Source organism: Paenibacillus sp. P13VS, from assembly GCF_015143645.1.
GTDB classification, from domain to species: Bacteria; Bacillota; Bacilli; order Paenibacillales; family Paenibacillaceae; genus Paenibacillus; species Paenibacillus xylanilyticus_A.
This window is the reverse complement of record NZ_WYEV01000013.1, coordinates 83,601-98,284: the sequence shown is the minus strand read 5'-3', so window position 1 is coordinate 98,284 and position 14,684 is coordinate 83,601. Positions and strand designations below refer to the sequence as shown.

The 14,684-nt window shown below is 44.0% G+C and carries 17 protein-coding genes and 1 tRNA gene; 16 read left to right on the top strand and 2 right to left on the bottom strand.

The genetic code is table 11. The annotated features are described in order from the left end of the window. The first annotated feature begins 128 nt into the window (after positions 1 to 128). Together GUA98_RS25035 and GUA98_RS25030 are read left to right on the top strand one after the other, a co-directional pair. Positions 129 to 1,283, top strand: a complete 1,155-nt coding sequence (locus GUA98_RS25035) for an aminotransferase class V-fold PLP-dependent enzyme (protein WP_193724749.1) — start codon at positions 129 to 131, stop codon at positions 1,281 to 1,283. A 186-nt stretch (positions 1,284 to 1,469) separates the two neighbouring features. Further along, positions 1,470 to 1,970, top strand: coding sequence for a DUF4446 family protein (locus GUA98_RS25030; RefSeq protein ID WP_193724748.1), 501 nt, complete (start codon positions 1,470 to 1,472; stop codon positions 1,968 to 1,970). Here the strand turns inward: GUA98_RS25030 and yyaC are convergent. Further along, entirely contained in the window at positions 1,945 to 2,550 is a 606-nt protein-coding gene (gene yyaC / locus GUA98_RS25025; RefSeq protein WP_095362187.1) for a spore protease YyaC, read from the bottom strand. The two genes, GUA98_RS25030 and yyaC, sit on opposite strands and share 26 nt — an antisense overlap. Positions 2,551 to 2,712: 162 nt before the next feature. Here yyaC and GUA98_RS25020 point away from each other — a divergent pair, with 162 nt between their 5' ends. From GUA98_RS25020 to GUA98_RS25005, 4 genes are all read left to right on the top strand, one after another. Further along, the gene (locus tag GUA98_RS25020; RefSeq protein WP_193724760.1) at positions 2,713 to 2,964 is read left to right on the top strand and encodes a DUF3343 domain-containing protein; all 252 of its coding nucleotides are present in this window, start codon (positions 2,713 to 2,715) and stop codon (positions 2,962 to 2,964) included. A gap of 15 nt (positions 2,965 to 2,979) precedes the next feature. Further along, a complete protein-coding gene (locus GUA98_RS25015; RefSeq protein ID WP_153980497.1) occupies positions 2,980 to 3,939 on the top strand; it encodes a mechanosensitive ion channel family protein in 960 nt (319 codons plus the stop codon). Further along, positions 3,929 to 4,138: a DUF951 domain-containing protein gene (locus GUA98_RS25010; RefSeq protein ID WP_095362223.1), complete on the top strand. Its 210-nt coding sequence runs from the start codon at positions 3,929 to 3,931 to the stop codon at positions 4,136 to 4,138. Before GUA98_RS25015 ends, GUA98_RS25010 begins: the two co-directional genes overlap by 11 nt. 102 nt (positions 4,139 to 4,240) lie before the next feature. Further along, positions 4,241 to 4,331, top strand: a tRNA-Ser gene (locus GUA98_RS25005). A gap of 403 nt (positions 4,332 to 4,734) precedes the next feature. On the opposite strand, the gene GUA98_RS25000 is transcribed toward GUA98_RS25005, so the two are convergent. Next, positions 4,735 to 4,929, bottom strand: a complete 195-nt coding sequence (locus GUA98_RS25000) for a YjzC family protein (protein WP_153980496.1) — start codon at positions 4,927 to 4,929, stop codon at positions 4,735 to 4,737. Positions 4,930 to 5,128: 199 nt separating this feature from the next. On the opposite strand from GUA98_RS25000, the gene rpsF reads away from it, so the two are divergent. The 10 genes from rpsF to GUA98_RS24950 all read left to right on the top strand — a co-directional run bounded on the left by rpsF (position 5,129) and on the right by GUA98_RS24950 (position 14,667). Continuing rightward, a complete protein-coding gene (rpsF, locus tag GUA98_RS24995; RefSeq protein WP_153980495.1) occupies positions 5,129 to 5,422 on the top strand; it encodes a 30S ribosomal protein S6 in 294 nt (97 codons plus the stop codon). Positions 5,423 to 5,470: 48 nt separating this feature from the next. Further along, the gene (gene ssb, locus GUA98_RS24990; RefSeq protein ID WP_128104227.1) at positions 5,471 to 5,953 is read left to right on the top strand and encodes a single-stranded DNA-binding protein; all 483 of its coding nucleotides are present in this window, start codon (positions 5,471 to 5,473) and stop codon (positions 5,951 to 5,953) included. A 54-nt stretch (positions 5,954 to 6,007) separates the two neighbouring features. Further along, on the top strand, positions 6,008 to 6,280 hold the full coding sequence (gene rpsR, locus GUA98_RS24985) for a 30S ribosomal protein S18 (protein WP_062327715.1): 273 nt from the start codon (positions 6,008 to 6,010) through the stop codon (positions 6,278 to 6,280). A gap of 190 nt (positions 6,281 to 6,470) precedes the next feature. Further along, positions 6,471 to 7,061, top strand: a complete 591-nt coding sequence (locus tag GUA98_RS24980; protein WP_193724747.1) for a M15 family metallopeptidase — start codon at positions 6,471 to 6,473, stop codon at positions 7,059 to 7,061. 727 nt (positions 7,062 to 7,788) lie between these two features. After that, positions 7,789 to 8,787 carry an ABC transporter ATP-binding protein gene (locus tag GUA98_RS24975; RefSeq protein ID WP_193724746.1) on the top strand — a complete coding sequence of 333 codons (999 nt, stop codon included), beginning with the start codon at positions 7,789 to 7,791 and terminating at the stop codon, positions 8,785 to 8,787. A 4-nt stretch (positions 8,788 to 8,791) separates the two neighbouring features. Further along, positions 8,792 to 9,724 carry an ABC transporter ATP-binding protein gene (locus GUA98_RS24970; protein WP_227780107.1) on the top strand — a complete coding sequence of 311 codons (933 nt, stop codon included), beginning with the start codon at positions 8,792 to 8,794 and terminating at the stop codon, positions 9,722 to 9,724. Positions 9,725 to 9,731: 7 nt separating this feature from the next. Then, positions 9,732 to 10,694 (top strand): oligopeptide ABC transporter permease, encoded by a 963-nt coding sequence (gene opp4B / locus GUA98_RS24965; RefSeq protein WP_153980492.1) that lies wholly within the window; start codon positions 9,732 to 9,734, stop codon positions 10,692 to 10,694. A gap of 27 nt (positions 10,695 to 10,721) precedes the next feature. Beyond that, positions 10,722 to 11,627, top strand: a complete 906-nt coding sequence (locus tag GUA98_RS24960; protein WP_153980491.1) for an ABC transporter permease — start codon at positions 10,722 to 10,724, stop codon at positions 11,625 to 11,627. Positions 11,628 to 11,644: 17 nt separating this feature from the next. After that, entirely contained in the window at positions 11,645 to 13,471 is a 1,827-nt protein-coding gene (locus GUA98_RS24955; protein WP_193724745.1) for an oligopeptide ABC transporter substrate-binding protein, read from the top strand. 302 nt (positions 13,472 to 13,773) lie between these two features. After that, positions 13,774 to 14,667 (top strand): D-alanyl-D-alanine carboxypeptidase family protein, encoded by an 894-nt coding sequence (locus tag GUA98_RS24950; RefSeq protein ID WP_193724744.1) that lies wholly within the window; start codon positions 13,774 to 13,776, stop codon positions 14,665 to 14,667. Positions 14,668 to 14,684 lie beyond the last annotated feature (17 nt).

Sequence of the window (14,684 nt, the reverse complement as noted above, 5' to 3'; positions counted from 1 at the left end):
CTCTGTACGATGGAGAAACGATATGTCATTATTTTTTCTGTAAAGGTGTTTTATTCTTATTCAGCAGAGGCGTTTATGATTGGTTTTATGGTGGATCGCTCAATGAACAGGACAGAGGTGGTTGTGAGGTGAAGGAAGTCATTTATCTGGATCATGCTGCGACATCATGGCCTAAGCCGCCTGCTGTTGGTGAAGCCATGCTGCATGCCCTTGATGTCGCCGGAGCCAACCCGGGTAGAGGCAGCCATCGAATGGCTGTTCAAGCAAGCCGTGTACTTTTTGACACGAGGAAGGTACTATCCCGTCTTTTTGGTATAAGTAATGCCAATGATATTGCACTCGGTTCCAATACGACAGAAGCATTGAATCTTGCAATCCAGGGCCACTTGCGAGAAGGTGATCATGTCATTGCTACAATGGCGGAGCATAACTCGGTCAGGCGGCCTCTGGAATACATGCGGCGGATCCGAAATGTAGAAGTCGATTATGTACCTGTGAATGCTGCAGGTAATATAGATCTGGTTCAACTCGAACGTTTGTTTCGTCCAAACACGAGATTGGTTGTATGTACACATAGCTCCAACTTGCTTGGCAGCATTTTACCTATTGGTGAGATATCGCTGATAAGCCGTAAATATGGGGCGACATTTCTCGTGGATGCCGCTCAGAGTGCTGGCATTATGCCAGTCGATGTGCAACTGCTCGGTATCGATATGCTGGCGTTTCCAGGACATAAGGGTCTGCTTGGTCCACAGGGAACGGGAGGCCTCTATATTGCTCCGGAGCTTGATCTCGAACCGCTTCTCCATGGAGGAACAGGCAGTCAGTCTGAAGCCATTCAGCAGCCGCTCGTTCGTCCAGACCGATATGAGGCAGGAACTCCGAACACCGTAGGAATGGCAGGGCTGGCAGCCGGCGTGAAGCATGTGATGGAATTGACTCCTGAAGCAATTTATAAGCATGAGTGGGAACTGACGCAATATATGATGCAAGGGTTATCATCTGTAGCAGGGATTCGAATGCTTGGGCCAGAGCTTGGACAACCACGTACCGGGTTGGTATCCTTTACAGTAGAGGGATATGATTCTGCTCAGTTAGCTTTTCAACTGGACCGGCGTTATGGTATTGCGGTGCGTTCCGGTTTTCACTGTACACCTCTTGCTCATGAATCGGCCGGAACCACCTTGAGCGGAGCAGTCAGAGCCAGTGTAGGATATTCAACAACTAGCCAAGAGATAGATGCTCTAATTCATGCAGTAAACGAACTGACAATGCCGCGGTAACTACGATGATCGGTATGAGGGACTGCGGATTAGAGGGATATCTATTGAAATTGGAAAATAGTTGATTAATTACTATAGATAAAGGGTTTATTTATTAGGGGAAGGCCTAACGAATGTACGATCGCTCGTTGGCAAAAATGAATGGACAGGTTAATGAACAAACAAACAGAGGGGTAGTTGCACTACATGGCTGAATTAAACGAGCTGATTCTGGAACAGCTGCTATGGATTATTGGCGGAATGGCATTAATATTGGTAATCTTACTGATTGTAAGTATTGCCCAAGGCGCAAAGTTACGCAAGTTCAAACGGAAATATGAAGCGATGATGGCTGGCAGCGGAGTAGAGGACCTGGAATCGTTGTTGATCAATCTGAAAATTCAGATGGACAGCATTGAGGACGAGCATAAATTGCAGACTAGTCAGATCCAGGCAGTCATGCAAAAACTGACCCGTATCCAGGGTAAAGTGGGCGTGAAACGTTATAATGCCTATGGTGAAAGAGGCAGTGATCTGAGTTTCTCCATGGCCATGATTAACGATAATAACGATGGGATGATCCTCACAGGGATCTATAATCGTGATGGTTCTTATGTGTATGCCAAACCTCTTAAAGGGGGAGAGTCATCTTATACACTATCCCCTGAAGAGAAGGAAGCCATTACTCTGGCACAGCAAGCAGAGTAGAGCGTGTATGCCATTCGCGAATGGCTGAGTATAGACTGCTCGCTATAATTTCAGACATGCGCATGACAAGACTAAGCCGTGTGTTTTGCAAAACAAAGTATTCCATAAAGCCGCCGACGTTAACGATACCTGTAAGATGGATATCGCCGACCGGCGGTAATTCTTTATTTACACCCGCACCAGGCTTGAGCGGCCCATTGACCACCTGAATACAGCCTACACTGGAGGATTGCCCGAGGCACGCGTCTATTCCTATTACATAGGGGTTATGGTGTGTATTTTGAATGGTGTTCAGGGTGTCCTGAAGATTCATTGCATGCACAGGTTCGTCCAATGTACCGTAGAGGTGAAATAGGGGGCTGTCCCACTTGGCAAGCGAAGAGCCTACCAGAGGACCAAGACAGTCTCCTGTAGAGCGATCTGTGCCGATGCAGACAATGACGACATTTTGCAAAGAGTGTGCCTTATAGAGATGAAACATTAAACGATGTATAATGGCGGAGTGTATGCCTGGGTCGGTATGTGGTATCTTCAAACTGGTCATATCTTGGGATGAATAAGAACGCGAATTGGGATTCATAGGATCTATCCTTTCCCCTTGAGAATGGTAGTAACAGTATATGGAAGGATAGAGGGTTTTATACTTCGCAAGGACAAGCTTTTTCCTAAAGGTTTACACCGAGAGAGAACAACCCATGGATGATGCTTGGAAATCGGAAAGGAGCCGGACATGGACGAGTGGATGGATGATTGGATGCTGATTGCCTTTGATTCTACCCAGCAGGCTTTGCGGGCGGAAATGCTGCTAGAATTTGCCGAGATTGAAATTGATTTATTTCCTACCCCGAAAGAGATTACGGCAGGCTGTGCACTCTGTATACAGTTTCCAAAAGGAGATCTGGCAAGAGTGCAGCAGATCATTCGGAACGAGTTTGTAGAGATCCGGGGCCTCTATTTTAAAACCGAAGACAGCTATGATAACATACCCTTGTAGAGGAGGTCGGAATTGATGCTGCCTTTTAAATTTTTTGCTGCAGCTCCTGCTAACAACGCGGAAGAGCCTACTGCCTTAGAAGAAACCGTAAAAAGTGCTGTCAGCTGGACTGATAAGTTATGGAATTCCGTTACCGATGCGGATATGTGGTTAAACATTCTGTTCAGCTCGATTCGCATTGTTATTATTTTTATTATCACCCGTATCGTAATCAAAATTGTGTACCGCATTATTGATCGCAGCCTGGAACGGAAGCAGGAAGGCAAAGTCCGCGTAAACCCGCGCAGGTTTGTCACGGTAGGTGAGTTGCTCAAAAATGCGACCTCCATAACATGTAATTTCATTATGATTCTGTTACTGTTATCAGAGATCAACATACAAGTCGGACCGCTACTGGCCAGTGCAGGTGTGCTTGGACTTGCCATCGGTTTTGGTGCACAGGGACTGGTGAAGGATGTTATTACGGGTTTCTTCATTATATTAGAGGACCAGTTCGCTGTAGGGGACGTTATTCAGACAGGTACCTACAAAGGAACCGTTGAAGTCATCGGCTTGAGAACCACCAAGCTGGTTAGCTGGCAAGGTGAAGTTCATATTATTCCGAATGGTACGATTGCCAGTGTGACAAACTTCTCCATGTCCAATTCGCTTGCTGTGGTGGATATTCCGATGAAGGGTGATCAAACCCTGGATGAATCTGTTCACTTGGTCAAACAGGCTCTGGTTGGAATTGAAGACCGGGATCTCAATATAGTAAAAGTTCCGGATGTGCTCGGCATTCAATCGATGACCACTTCAGAGTATGTCGTTCGGATTGTTGCAGAGTGTATGCCAAACTCCAGAGGCTCTGTAGAGCGTCAAATTCAGAGTGATGTTAAGAAAACGATGGAGTATCATGAGATGGGTAAGCTCGCAGCATTGGAACAGGCAGCCGGGCAGGAGAAGGATGAAGGGGATGGTACTGGTGGAGCGTAAGAGTTTCCAGCTTGGAGACATTGTACAGATGAAGAAGCAGCATCCCTGTGGAAGTAATGAGATGGAGATTATTCGGATGGGGATGGATATTCGAATCAAATGTGTAGGCTGTAAACACAGCGTACTCATTCCAAGAGCAAAGTTTGAGAAAAACATGAAAAAAGTTCTTCGCTCGGCAGAGGATGCTGCAGAATCTTAAAAGCAAGTCTGTGGTAAAATGTATACCGTAATAACGGTTTCATGCATGCGCAGCATAGGTATTGCGTTCTGCAATTGATCATGCTATAATCAGTATTGCTGCGGAAAGGTACCCAAGAGGCCCAAGGGGGCTGACTCGAAATCAGCTAGGCGTGTCACAGCGTGCGTGGGTTCGAATCCCACCCTTTCCGCCACTTACAGCATTTATGCAATGGCATTTCAATGAACTCAGTTATATGGAGTAAATATAAAGCGATCAGACCTTCCTCGAATGGAAGGTTTTTTTATTTGTTTTAACCAAAAAAAGTCTACGACATAAAACAAAAGAGCCCCGAAGGGCTCCTTGTAGGCGATACATCGGTTAGTTAGGAAACAATCGGTCGTAAGATCAGAAACCTGGCGTACTGCTCATGCAATACTCGTGCTCAGACGAAGGGCCTTACACACTACCACTTGCTTCTTAGATTACGTGATGAATCTCCAACATTACACGATCGGCTGCGTTGTCCAACGGAACCACACCTCTCTCGTGTACCGCCTGATTGTATTATGTGCATTTCGATGTGTTATATACATGCTGCTTAAAAATAATTTTTTTTAGTGAACACGAGCCTTCGTCAGCTTTTTCCATTTGCGATCCTGGTTGCTGGTCTCAGGGAAGGGCTCCCCTTTTTTCAGAGTTACTCTTTTGGGATTTTGGATTTCGGTATGGAAGCTTCTTTCCCCAACTTCCGTGTATTCACCGTCATTGGGAGCTTTATCTCCTGGTTCAAATTCAGTACGTTCACCCATGTCAAGACCTCCTTAGATATTTGCTTATTAATGCCTTCATAGTGTGCTCCATAAATGAAATGAACATGTGCCAATACAAACAGGGAACGTTTGCTTGCATTGGTGCCGGATATTTGTTATATTAATATGGTTCGAGTTTGTGCTCGATCCTTGCTCTCAACCTGGATTGAGGGCCAAAGTCCATAAGGAGGTGAAAATTATGCGCAAATATGAAGTGATGTACATTATTCGTCCTGACGTTGAGCAAGAAGTTGTTCAAGCTACAGTCGATAAATTCCAAGGCATCATCTCCAACGGCGGTGGTGAGGTTACAGCTCACGACGTTATGGGTAAACGCCGTCTTGCGTATGAGATCAAGAAATTCCGTGATGGTGTTTACGTTCTGGTAAACTTCACTGCTGAACCAGCAGTAGTTACTGAGCTTGAGCGTCTCATGAAGATTTCTGACGAAGTAATTCGTTATCTCATTACGAACGATGTTAAGTCTGCCTAAGACAACTCGTGATTATCGCACCAATACGCTCTGAAGGAGGGGATTACATTGTTGAACCGTGTCATTCTGATCGGCCGGTTAACCCGGGATCCTGAGTTGCGTTACACTCCAGCAGGAGTTGCAGTTACGCAATTTACTTTGGCGGTGGACAGACCGTTTACAAGCCAAGGGGGAGAGCGGGAAGCGGATTTCATTCCGGTCGTAACCTGGAGACAGCTTGCTGAGACTTGTGCAAACTATTTGCGCAAAGGACGCCTAGCTGCAGTCGAAGGACGCATTCAAGTACGGAACTACGAGAATAACGAAGGTAAACGTGTATACGTGACCGAAGTCATTGCCGATAATGTCCGTTTCTTGGAGTCAGCTAACCGTGATAATAACGGTGGCGGCGGTGGGCAACCGATGCGTGAAGAGCCTTCTTATGGAGGCGGCGGACGCGCGAACAATAACAATTCGCGTAGCAACAATCAGGATCCTTTTTCCGATGACGGAAAACCGATTGATATATCGGATGATGATTTGCCATTTTAACGTGAACCAACACTCTAGAGTGAGTGGTTTAACGATAGGAAAGGACTGAAAAGCATGAGCTTCAAGCAAAGAGAAGGCGGAGACAACGATAAAAGACCGGCTCGCCGTGGCGGCCGTAACAAACGTCGTAAAGTGTGCTTCTTCACAGCTAACAAAATTACTCACATCGATTATAAAGATACGGACTTGCTTCGTAAATTTATCAGCGAACGTGGAAAAATTTTGCCACGCCGTGTAACAGGTACTAGCGCTAAATATCAACGCATGCTGACGATCGCGATCAAACGCTCCCGTCAAATCGCATTGCTGCCATACACAACTGAGTAGTATTACTCAGCTTGCATACGAAGCAGCCGGCTATAAGCCGGCTGCTTTTTTATGTTTTGAAACGAACGAGAACCTGAGCGAATGATCATGGAGAAGTAATTGGGATGCAAATCATTTATAATAGAATAGATTATGTTTGAGTAAGTGATGAATATTCCATTTATAACAGATCAAGACATCAGGAGTGCATATGAAGAAAATCAAGAAAAAAGAGCAGCGAAAGCAAAAGAAAAGTTTACGTTTCTGGCTGATAGCGACGCTGCTAATTTCCGTTTTATACGTGTGGCTGCAACAGAAAGAGGATACTTACGAAATTTGGCCAGATTATACTAGAGAAGCTATGCCCATCACAGGTCTCCATCCCGTCGTGGCAGAGAGTGAGCAGCTACTGGTACGCAAAGCAGCGCGGCGTGGTATAGATATCGTTATCACCCATGGTTATCGAAGTATAGAAGAGCAGGATGAGCTGTTTAATCAAGGTCGCTCCACCACTGGGAGTATCGTTACGAATGCCAGAGGCGGGGAATCATATCATAATTATGGACTGGCTATAGATTTTGCACTTCGGACCCCAGATGGTGATGTAGTATGGGATATGGAGCGTGATGATAACGGCAATGGACAAGCAGACTGGATGGAGGTTGTCGATCTGGCCAAGGAGTTAGGATTTACATGGGGAGGCGACTGGGCTAACTTTCCGGATTATCCTCATCTGCAGATGGATTTTGGCTTAAGCATCAATGAGTTGAAGCGTGGCAAACGCCCGCCGGATTCACCATAATGCCTATAATTAAAATACAATATGATGTATAAATATCGGAAAAGCCTTGCATTTTGCAGGGCTTTTTTCATTCTTTTGTAAAAAAAATGATAAAAGATTACAATTAGTCCTTTACAGCAGCAAATAAATAAAACTATACTAGAATAACTAGAATTTTAACACAGACTTAATGAATAGCATAAAAATAATCGCATAGGCATAAATTTGCTAAAAAGACAGCTGACATAGAATAAACAAATTAAAGCGAATATTTGCCACAAACCTAACATATATATTCTAAAATTAAATTGACTCAACATGTAAGTACATAATAAACGTAAGGTACATGTTATATATTTAATTTTCTCACTCTCCTAATTCAGAACCTCACGCGAAAAAAGTCGAAATAATATCGAAATCCCCCTTGATAAGTACCTTAAAAATATAACTAATACCCAAAACTATGATATAAAAAACATTTATACCAAAAATCTCAAAATAATTATTGACGTCACCTAAATTTACACGTATGATTACATTAATTATTTTCCTATATAATCCCGCTAGGATTTATCAACATTAATTGACCAATGGTCTAAATAGCAATATCGAAACTCGTTTCTCCTAATGGATTAGTATTTTGTATAAACTTTTGTTCGTCTTCTTCAAGAACATGGAAATATACAGTGGATGCATTCTTATATATATGAATACAGTCTGCGGAAATTTTGGGGTTAGGGTGATTGATTTGAACACAGAGCTATTGGAAGTCAGAAATCTAACTACATCATTCAGAATTGAAGATGACTATTATGCAGCAGTTGATCACGTTAACCTTACGGTTAAGAAAAACGAAGTACTAGCGATTGTTGGAGAATCAGGATCAGGCAAAAGTGCGTTCGCATTTTCAATTATGGGTCTTCACAACAAAGCCAAAATTGATGGCCAGATTCTATATAAAGGACAGGATATTGCGAATATCTCTCCTAACAAATTAAACAAACTCCGCGGTAAAGAGATGGGAATGATCTTTCAAGACCCACTTTCCGCATTAAATCCTCTGATGATTATTGGTGACCAGATCGATGAGATTCTGACACTACATCAACCTAAAATGTCTTCTAAAGAAAAGAAAGACAAGGTTATTGATCTGCTTGACCAAGTAGGGATTCCACGTCCCGAACAGATATACAAGCAGTATCCCCACGAACTATCTGGCGGTATGAGGCAGCGTGTTGTTATTGCAATTGCCATTGCAAATAAACCGGAACTGCTGATTGCCGATGAGCCTACAACAGCACTTGACGTTACGATTCAACTTCAAATTCTTGAACTTATCCGAGATTTGAAGAACGAGATCAATGCTGGCATCATCCTGATTACACATGATCTTGGGGTGGTTGCTGAGATGGCGGATCGCGTTGCAGTAATGTACGCAGGTGAAATCGTTGAGATTGCAGATATCTACACACTAATGAACAATGCGAAGCATCCATACACAAGATCTCTATTGAACTCTATTCCTACGATTACCGAAGAAAAATCGAAGCTGCATGTCATTCAAGGCATTGTACCTTCATTGAAAAATCTTCCTCGCAAAGGGTGCCGATTCAAGGCCCGAATCCCGTGGATCAGTGATTCGGCCCATGAAGAGAACCCGCAGATGCATGAAATTGCTCCAGGTCATTTTGTACGCTGCACCTGTTACCAGCACTTTCATTTCCCTGATCAAGCTGAGGAGGAATAACATAATGGCATTACTCGAAGTTGAAGGACTCAAAATACACTTTCCGATTCGCGGTGGATTGATCAAGCGTGAAATTGGAAGTATCAAGGCAGTTGATGATGTAAGCTTCTCTATTGAGCAGGGACAGACTTACGGACTCGTTGGTGAGTCAGGTTCAGGCAAAACGACGACAGGGAGAGCTGTCATCGGACTCAACCATGTAACAGCCGGAAGAATTCTATTTAACGGCAAGGACCTTACCAAAGAGCGCCGTAAGGACAGACAACTCCAGCGAGACGTGCAGATGATCTTTCAGGATCCCTATTCTTCACTGAATCCCAAGAAGAGGGTTATCGATATTATTGCTGAACCTCTGCGCAACTATGAGCGACTTACTGCTACGGAAGAGAAGAGACAAGTCAGGGATTTGCTAGAAAAAGTAGGTCTAAGTCCGGAGTCCATCTATAAGTATCCTCATGAATTTTCCGGAGGACAGCGGCAGCGGATCGGTATTGCCCGGGCAATTGCACTGAAGCCGAAACTAATCATTGCAGATGAGCCCGTATCCGCTCTGGATGTATCCGTACAGGCACAAGTGCTTAATTTCATGAAGGAGATTCAAAAAGAGCTAAATCTGACCTATCTGTTCATCAGTCATGACCTCGGAATTATAAGACATATGTGTGATCAGATTGGAATTATGTATAAAGGTCGCTACGTAGAGCAAGGAACGACCGATGATATTTTTGAGAATCCACAGCATATCTATACCAAGCGTCTCATAGCAGCCATTCCCGATATGGATCCAACCAAACGTGACGAGATGAATGCTTTCCGTCAGCAGGTTAAATCCGAGTATGAAAATTCATACCGAAACTTCTTTGATGAGGAAGGGCTTGCTTACTCGCTCAAATCCATTTCCAATACTCACCGAGTAGCTCTACCTCAGAAAGGTTGAAGGCCATATGTGGAATATAATACTACGAAGAATCATGATTATGATCCCTCAGATCTTTTTGCTTAGTCTCTTGGTATTCTTGATGGCCAAGGCGATGCCAGGCGATGCACTAACAGGCTTGCTTGACCCAAGCATAGATCCTAAGGCTCTGGATGAACAAAGAGAACGACTTGGACTCAACAATCCATGGTATATACAGTATTGGGACTGGATCAGAAATGCAGCACAAGGTGACTTCGGGCAATCTTTCCGATTTAAAATGCCAGTTATGGACTTGATTGGTCAACGGATCTCAAATACATTCTGGCTGGCTTTTGCAACGCTTGTGTTCACATACTTGATCGCAATTCCACTCGGTATTATCAGTGGTCGTTACAATGATACATGGTCTGACCGTTTAATTACGGGTTACACCTATTTAGGTTTTGCAGCACCTTTATTTATTTTTGCACTCGTTATGTTATGGATTTTTGGGTTCCACTTCGGGTTATTCCCAACTGGAGGCAGCGTAGCACCTGGACTTACACCAGGAACATTTAGTTACGTTGCAAGCAAGTTCTATCATCTGTTATTACCGGCCTTATCCATGGCGTTGATCGCTACAGTATCAACGGTTCAATACTTGCGTAGTGAAATTATCGATATTAAGCACAAGGAATTTGTTCTCACTGCGAGGGCCAAGGGCGCCTCGGAATCACGAGTTTACAACAGGCACATTCTAAGAAACTCTCTACTTCCGATTGCTGCATTCTTTGGTTATGAGATCACTGGACTTATCGGAGGTACCATTATCATTGAGGGTATATTCAGTTATCCGGGCATGGGTCAGCTGTTTCTTAACTCAATCTCTCTTCGGGATTTCAGTGTTGTGACTGCGCTTGTCCTGATATTTGGTATCGCCACAATTCTGGGCTCGCTGTTATCTGACATTATTCTTGGATTGGTAGATCCACGTATACGGATCAAGTAAGAACTTGAAGATTTCGGGGTGAATAAGATGAGCAAGGCCAATGATGTCGTTATAACTTCACAGAAGATAGATAAAAGCCCCTCTAGCTTGAGTATCTTATGGAGGGAGCTAGTCCGGGATAAAGTGGCGCTAATTTCGCTCATATTTTTAGGATTAGTTTTATTACTAGTTTACGGAACCGCTTTGGTTCTGGATCAGGACGAAATTGTTAAAGTAGATCTATTCGCCTTGTATGAGCCGCCTTCAGCCCAGTATTGGTTAGGAACAGATTACGGCGGGCGAGATGTATTCGGACAATTAGTCATAGGTACTCGGAACTCGTTATCCATCGCCATTCTTGTTACGGTAATGACAGGATTCTTGGGAATAGTGATTGGTTTATTGTCCGGTTACTTCGGAGGATTGATTGATAATATATTCATGCGTGTAGTGGATTTCTTCATGGTTCTTCCGTTCATGATGATCGTTATCGCGTTTGTTACAGCAGTACCTAAATATAGTATTACTTCGTTCTCACTAATCATGACTGCTTTCCTATGGATGGGAATTGCCAGATTGATTCGGTCTAAGGCATTACAGGAGCGCGAACTTGAATATGTAAAGGCATCAAAAACGTTGGGTTCTTCCCATCTCAAAATCATGCTTTCACAGGTTCTACCTAATCTGAGCTCCATCATCATCGTAACGATGACATTGAACCTTGCTGCCAATATTGGCCTTGAATCCGGGTTGTCTTTCTTGGGATTTGGATTCCCTGAGAGCACACCGAGTCTTGGAACACTTGTAAGTTATGCACGTAATCCGCAAACCCTGGAAACCAGATGGTGGATATGGCTACCTGCGTCAGTACTTATTCTGGTATTGATGTTGAGTATAAATAATGTCGGTCAAGCCCTTAAGCGTGCGACTGATGCAAGACAAAGAAGAGGTTAAAAAGGGAGGAAAGGTTCATGAAAAAGAGATTTTTTTCACGGGGACTATTTTTCACGATGATGTTGGTCTTCGTACTGGCGCTTGCGGCGTGCTCGGAGAAAGAGGCAGCAACACCAACGCCTTCTTCGAACACAGGGGAGACTAAGACAGAGGAGAAGCCTGCTAATGAAGAGGGCGTGTACTCCATTGAGGACTTTAACAATGTTAAAACCAACGAAGGAACTGCCATTGAAGGTGGATCCATCACGTACGGACTCGTGTCCGACACAGCGTTTGAAGGAACATTGAACTATAACTTCTACTCCGGTAATCCGGATGCGATGGTTCTGGGTTGGTTCGATGAAGGTTTGCTGACTTGGGATAAAGACTATGTATACACCAATGATGGTGCAGCAACATATGAAACATCCGAAGATGGAAAAACGTTCACACTGACCATTCGTGATAATGTAAACTGGCATGATGGTAAGCCGGTAACAGCAGAAGATTTGCAATTTGCTTATGAAGTAATCGGTAACAAGGCTTATGATGGTCCTCGTTACGATTCCAACTTCACAAGCGTAGTAGGTATGGATGAATACCATGCTGGTAAAGCAAAAACGATCTCCGGTATCAAAGTGCTGAGCGACAAACAAATCAGCATCACATACAAAGAATCTACACCGTCCCTGCTGACAGGTGGCGTATGGACATATCCGCTGGCTAAACATATCTTCGGTGATATGGATGTAGCAAAAATGTCCTCTTCCAAAGAAGTGCGTGAAACTCCAATCGGTTTTGGTCCATTTAAAGTGGAAACCATCACTCCAGGTGAGTCTGTAACATTTGTGAAAAATGAAGACTACTGGCGTGGAGCTCCAAAGCTGGATAAAGTGACTTTGAAAGTTATCAACCCAACAACGGTTGTTCAAGAATTGAAATCTGGCGGGGTAGACCTCGTGGATGCATTCCCTACAGATCAATATAAAGACAATGCAGATATGTCCAATGTGGAATTCCTGGGTGCAATCGACCGTGCTTATACGTACATCGGTTTCAAACTGGGTACATGGGATGAAGAAAACGGAAAAGTTGTAACGAATCCTGATGCAAAAATGGCTGACAAAAACTTGCGTAAAGCGATGTGGATGGCTGTAGACAACGACCAAGTCGGTAAACGTTTCTACAACGGTCTGCGTTGGAATGCAACAACATTGATTCCGCCGTCTCACCCTGAATTCCATGATTCTAACAATCCAGGTGTAGCCTATGATCCTGAAGCAGCCAAAGCTTTGCTTGATGAAGCTGGCTACAAATTGGACGGAGAATTCCGTACCAATCCAGATGGATCACCACTGGAGATCAACTTCGTATCCATGACAGGTGGCGATACTGCTGAACCACTGGCACGTTATTATGTTCAATCCTGGGCAGCAATCGGTCTGAAAGTGAACCTCGAAATGGTTGAGTTTAACAGCTTCTATGACCGTGTAGGTAACACAGGTAAAGATGATCCAAACATCGATGTCTACCAAGCAGCATGGGGTGTAGGTATTGACGTAGACCCAGCAGGCCTGTATGGTCGCGATGCACTGTATAACTTCTCCAGATTCTCTAGTGACAAAAATGATGAGTTGCTTGCAAAAGGTGTCTCTGCTGAAGCCTTCGACGTAGAGAAACGCAAAGAAATCTACAATGAATGGCAGCAGTACATGGTTGATGAAGTTCCAGTATTCCCGACACTGTACCGTGCTGTAGTAGCACCGGTCAACAAACGTGTGATGAACTACGCGATTGGGGATGGAACGGGTATCTACCTGAACGATCTGGCTGTTAACGCAGATAAACCAGTAGTCGCTGAGTAATTATACTTTTCTTATTCTAATTATAAGTGCCTTGTTCTCAAGGAAAGGTTACTTTTGAATCTATGAGCAACCAAAGGATTGGGGTCCTTTAACGAAGTCGGTTGCTGGATCGGGTAAATGAATTCCTCTGGGTACGATAAAAAAGTGTCAATTAAAACATGGATTCTATCACTCTGGCATGGGATGAATAGAGTCCATGTTTTTTTGATGACAAAAAAATAAAAAAAATTTAACTTTTTTGCAAAAAAGTGCAGACCAAATGCCTCTTTCATTCGTCTATATCTATAAGAGGTGATTCACGGATGAAAAGATGGTGGAAACGGGCAGGAATGCTGCTGGCTCTGCTGGTCATTATATATGTGGGTGTTAAACCGGACATACTGATAGGTAAACCGGGAATCAAGGCGGAATCTGCAGTACTGATGGATTTGAGTACAGGCAAGATCTTGATGGATTATAACGGTTCAATAGAAATGGCCCCTGCGGGTATCAGCAAGTTGATGACAGAGCTGCTCGTGATGGAAGCTGTTATGAATGGCGAGGCACGCTGGGACGATGCGGTTAATGTTAGCCTGTATGCCAGTTCGGTGGGGGGCACTCAGCTTGCACTTAAGCAAGGGGAGAAATTTACAGTACAGGAGCTTTTCCAGACGATGGCGGTGTATTCCGCTAATGATGCAGCTGTCGCGCTTGCAGAGCATATTGGTGGTACAGAGCAGTCGTTTGTACAGATGATGAACGAGAAATCCTCGGAGATTGGCATGTCAACGGATACCGTCTTCAGAAACTCTACGGGACTAAGTGAGAAACAGCTGGGTCCTCATCGTCCTGATGTAATTCAGGGACAGACGGTCATGACAGCTACGGATGCATGTAAACTCGCACAATATCTGATTGAAAATTACCCCGAAGTACTCCAGGTCTCCAGCCAAACTCAGGTATCGATGCATCAAAAAGGGATTTATATGAGTAACACGAACTGGATGCTATCCTCCATTGGAGGACCTTACGCTTATGATGGCAATGATGGATTGAAAACGGGCTATGATCCACTTACAGGCTACCACTTTGTAGGAACAGCAGAGCGCGATGGTAAAAGACTGATCTCGGTTGTATTCGGTACAGAAAGCCGCGAAAGCCGTTTTAACGAAACGCGTAAACTGCTCAATTATGGTTTCTCTGGCTCAAAGAATTAAATGTTGCCGTATTCCCC

What these genes read in the sequence shown, in the direction of transcription:
- GUA98_RS25030 (WP_193724748.1), top strand. Translation starts at nt 1,470, where the DNA reads ATGGCTGAATTAAACGAGCTGATTCTGGAACAGCTGCTATGGATTATT.
- yyaC (WP_095362187.1), bottom strand. Translation starts at nt 2,550, where the DNA reads ATGAATCCCAATTCGCGTTCTTATTCATCCCAAGATATGACCAGTTTG.
- GUA98_RS25020 (WP_193724760.1), top strand. Translation starts at nt 2,713, where the DNA reads ATGGATGATTGGATGCTGATTGCCTTTGATTCTACCCAGCAGGCTTTG.
- GUA98_RS25015 (WP_153980497.1), top strand. Translation starts at nt 2,980, where the DNA reads ATGCTGCCTTTTAAATTTTTTGCTGCAGCTCCTGCTAACAACGCGGAA.
- GUA98_RS25000 (WP_153980496.1), bottom strand. Translation starts at nt 4,929, where the DNA reads ATGGGTGAACGTACTGAATTTGAACCAGGAGATAAAGCTCCCAATGAC.
- rpsF (WP_153980495.1), top strand. Translation starts at nt 5,129, where the DNA reads ATGCGCAAATATGAAGTGATGTACATTATTCGTCCTGACGTTGAGCAA.
- rpsR (WP_062327715.1), top strand. Translation starts at nt 6,008, where the DNA reads ATGAGCTTCAAGCAAAGAGAAGGCGGAGACAACGATAAAAGACCGGCT.
- GUA98_RS24980 (WP_193724747.1), top strand. Translation starts at nt 6,471, where the DNA reads ATGAAGAAAATCAAGAAAAAAGAGCAGCGAAAGCAAAAGAAAAGTTTA.
- GUA98_RS24970 (WP_227780107.1), top strand. Translation starts at nt 8,792, where the DNA reads ATGGCATTACTCGAAGTTGAAGGACTCAAAATACACTTTCCGATTCGC.
- opp4B (WP_153980492.1), top strand. Translation starts at nt 9,732, where the DNA reads ATGTGGAATATAATACTACGAAGAATCATGATTATGATCCCTCAGATC.
- GUA98_RS24960 (WP_153980491.1), top strand. Translation starts at nt 10,722, where the DNA reads ATGAGCAAGGCCAATGATGTCGTTATAACTTCACAGAAGATAGATAAA.
- GUA98_RS24955 (WP_193724745.1), top strand. Translation starts at nt 11,645, where the DNA reads ATGAAAAAGAGATTTTTTTCACGGGGACTATTTTTCACGATGATGTTG.
- GUA98_RS24950 (WP_193724744.1), top strand. Translation starts at nt 13,774, where the DNA reads ATGAAAAGATGGTGGAAACGGGCAGGAATGCTGCTGGCTCTGCTGGTC.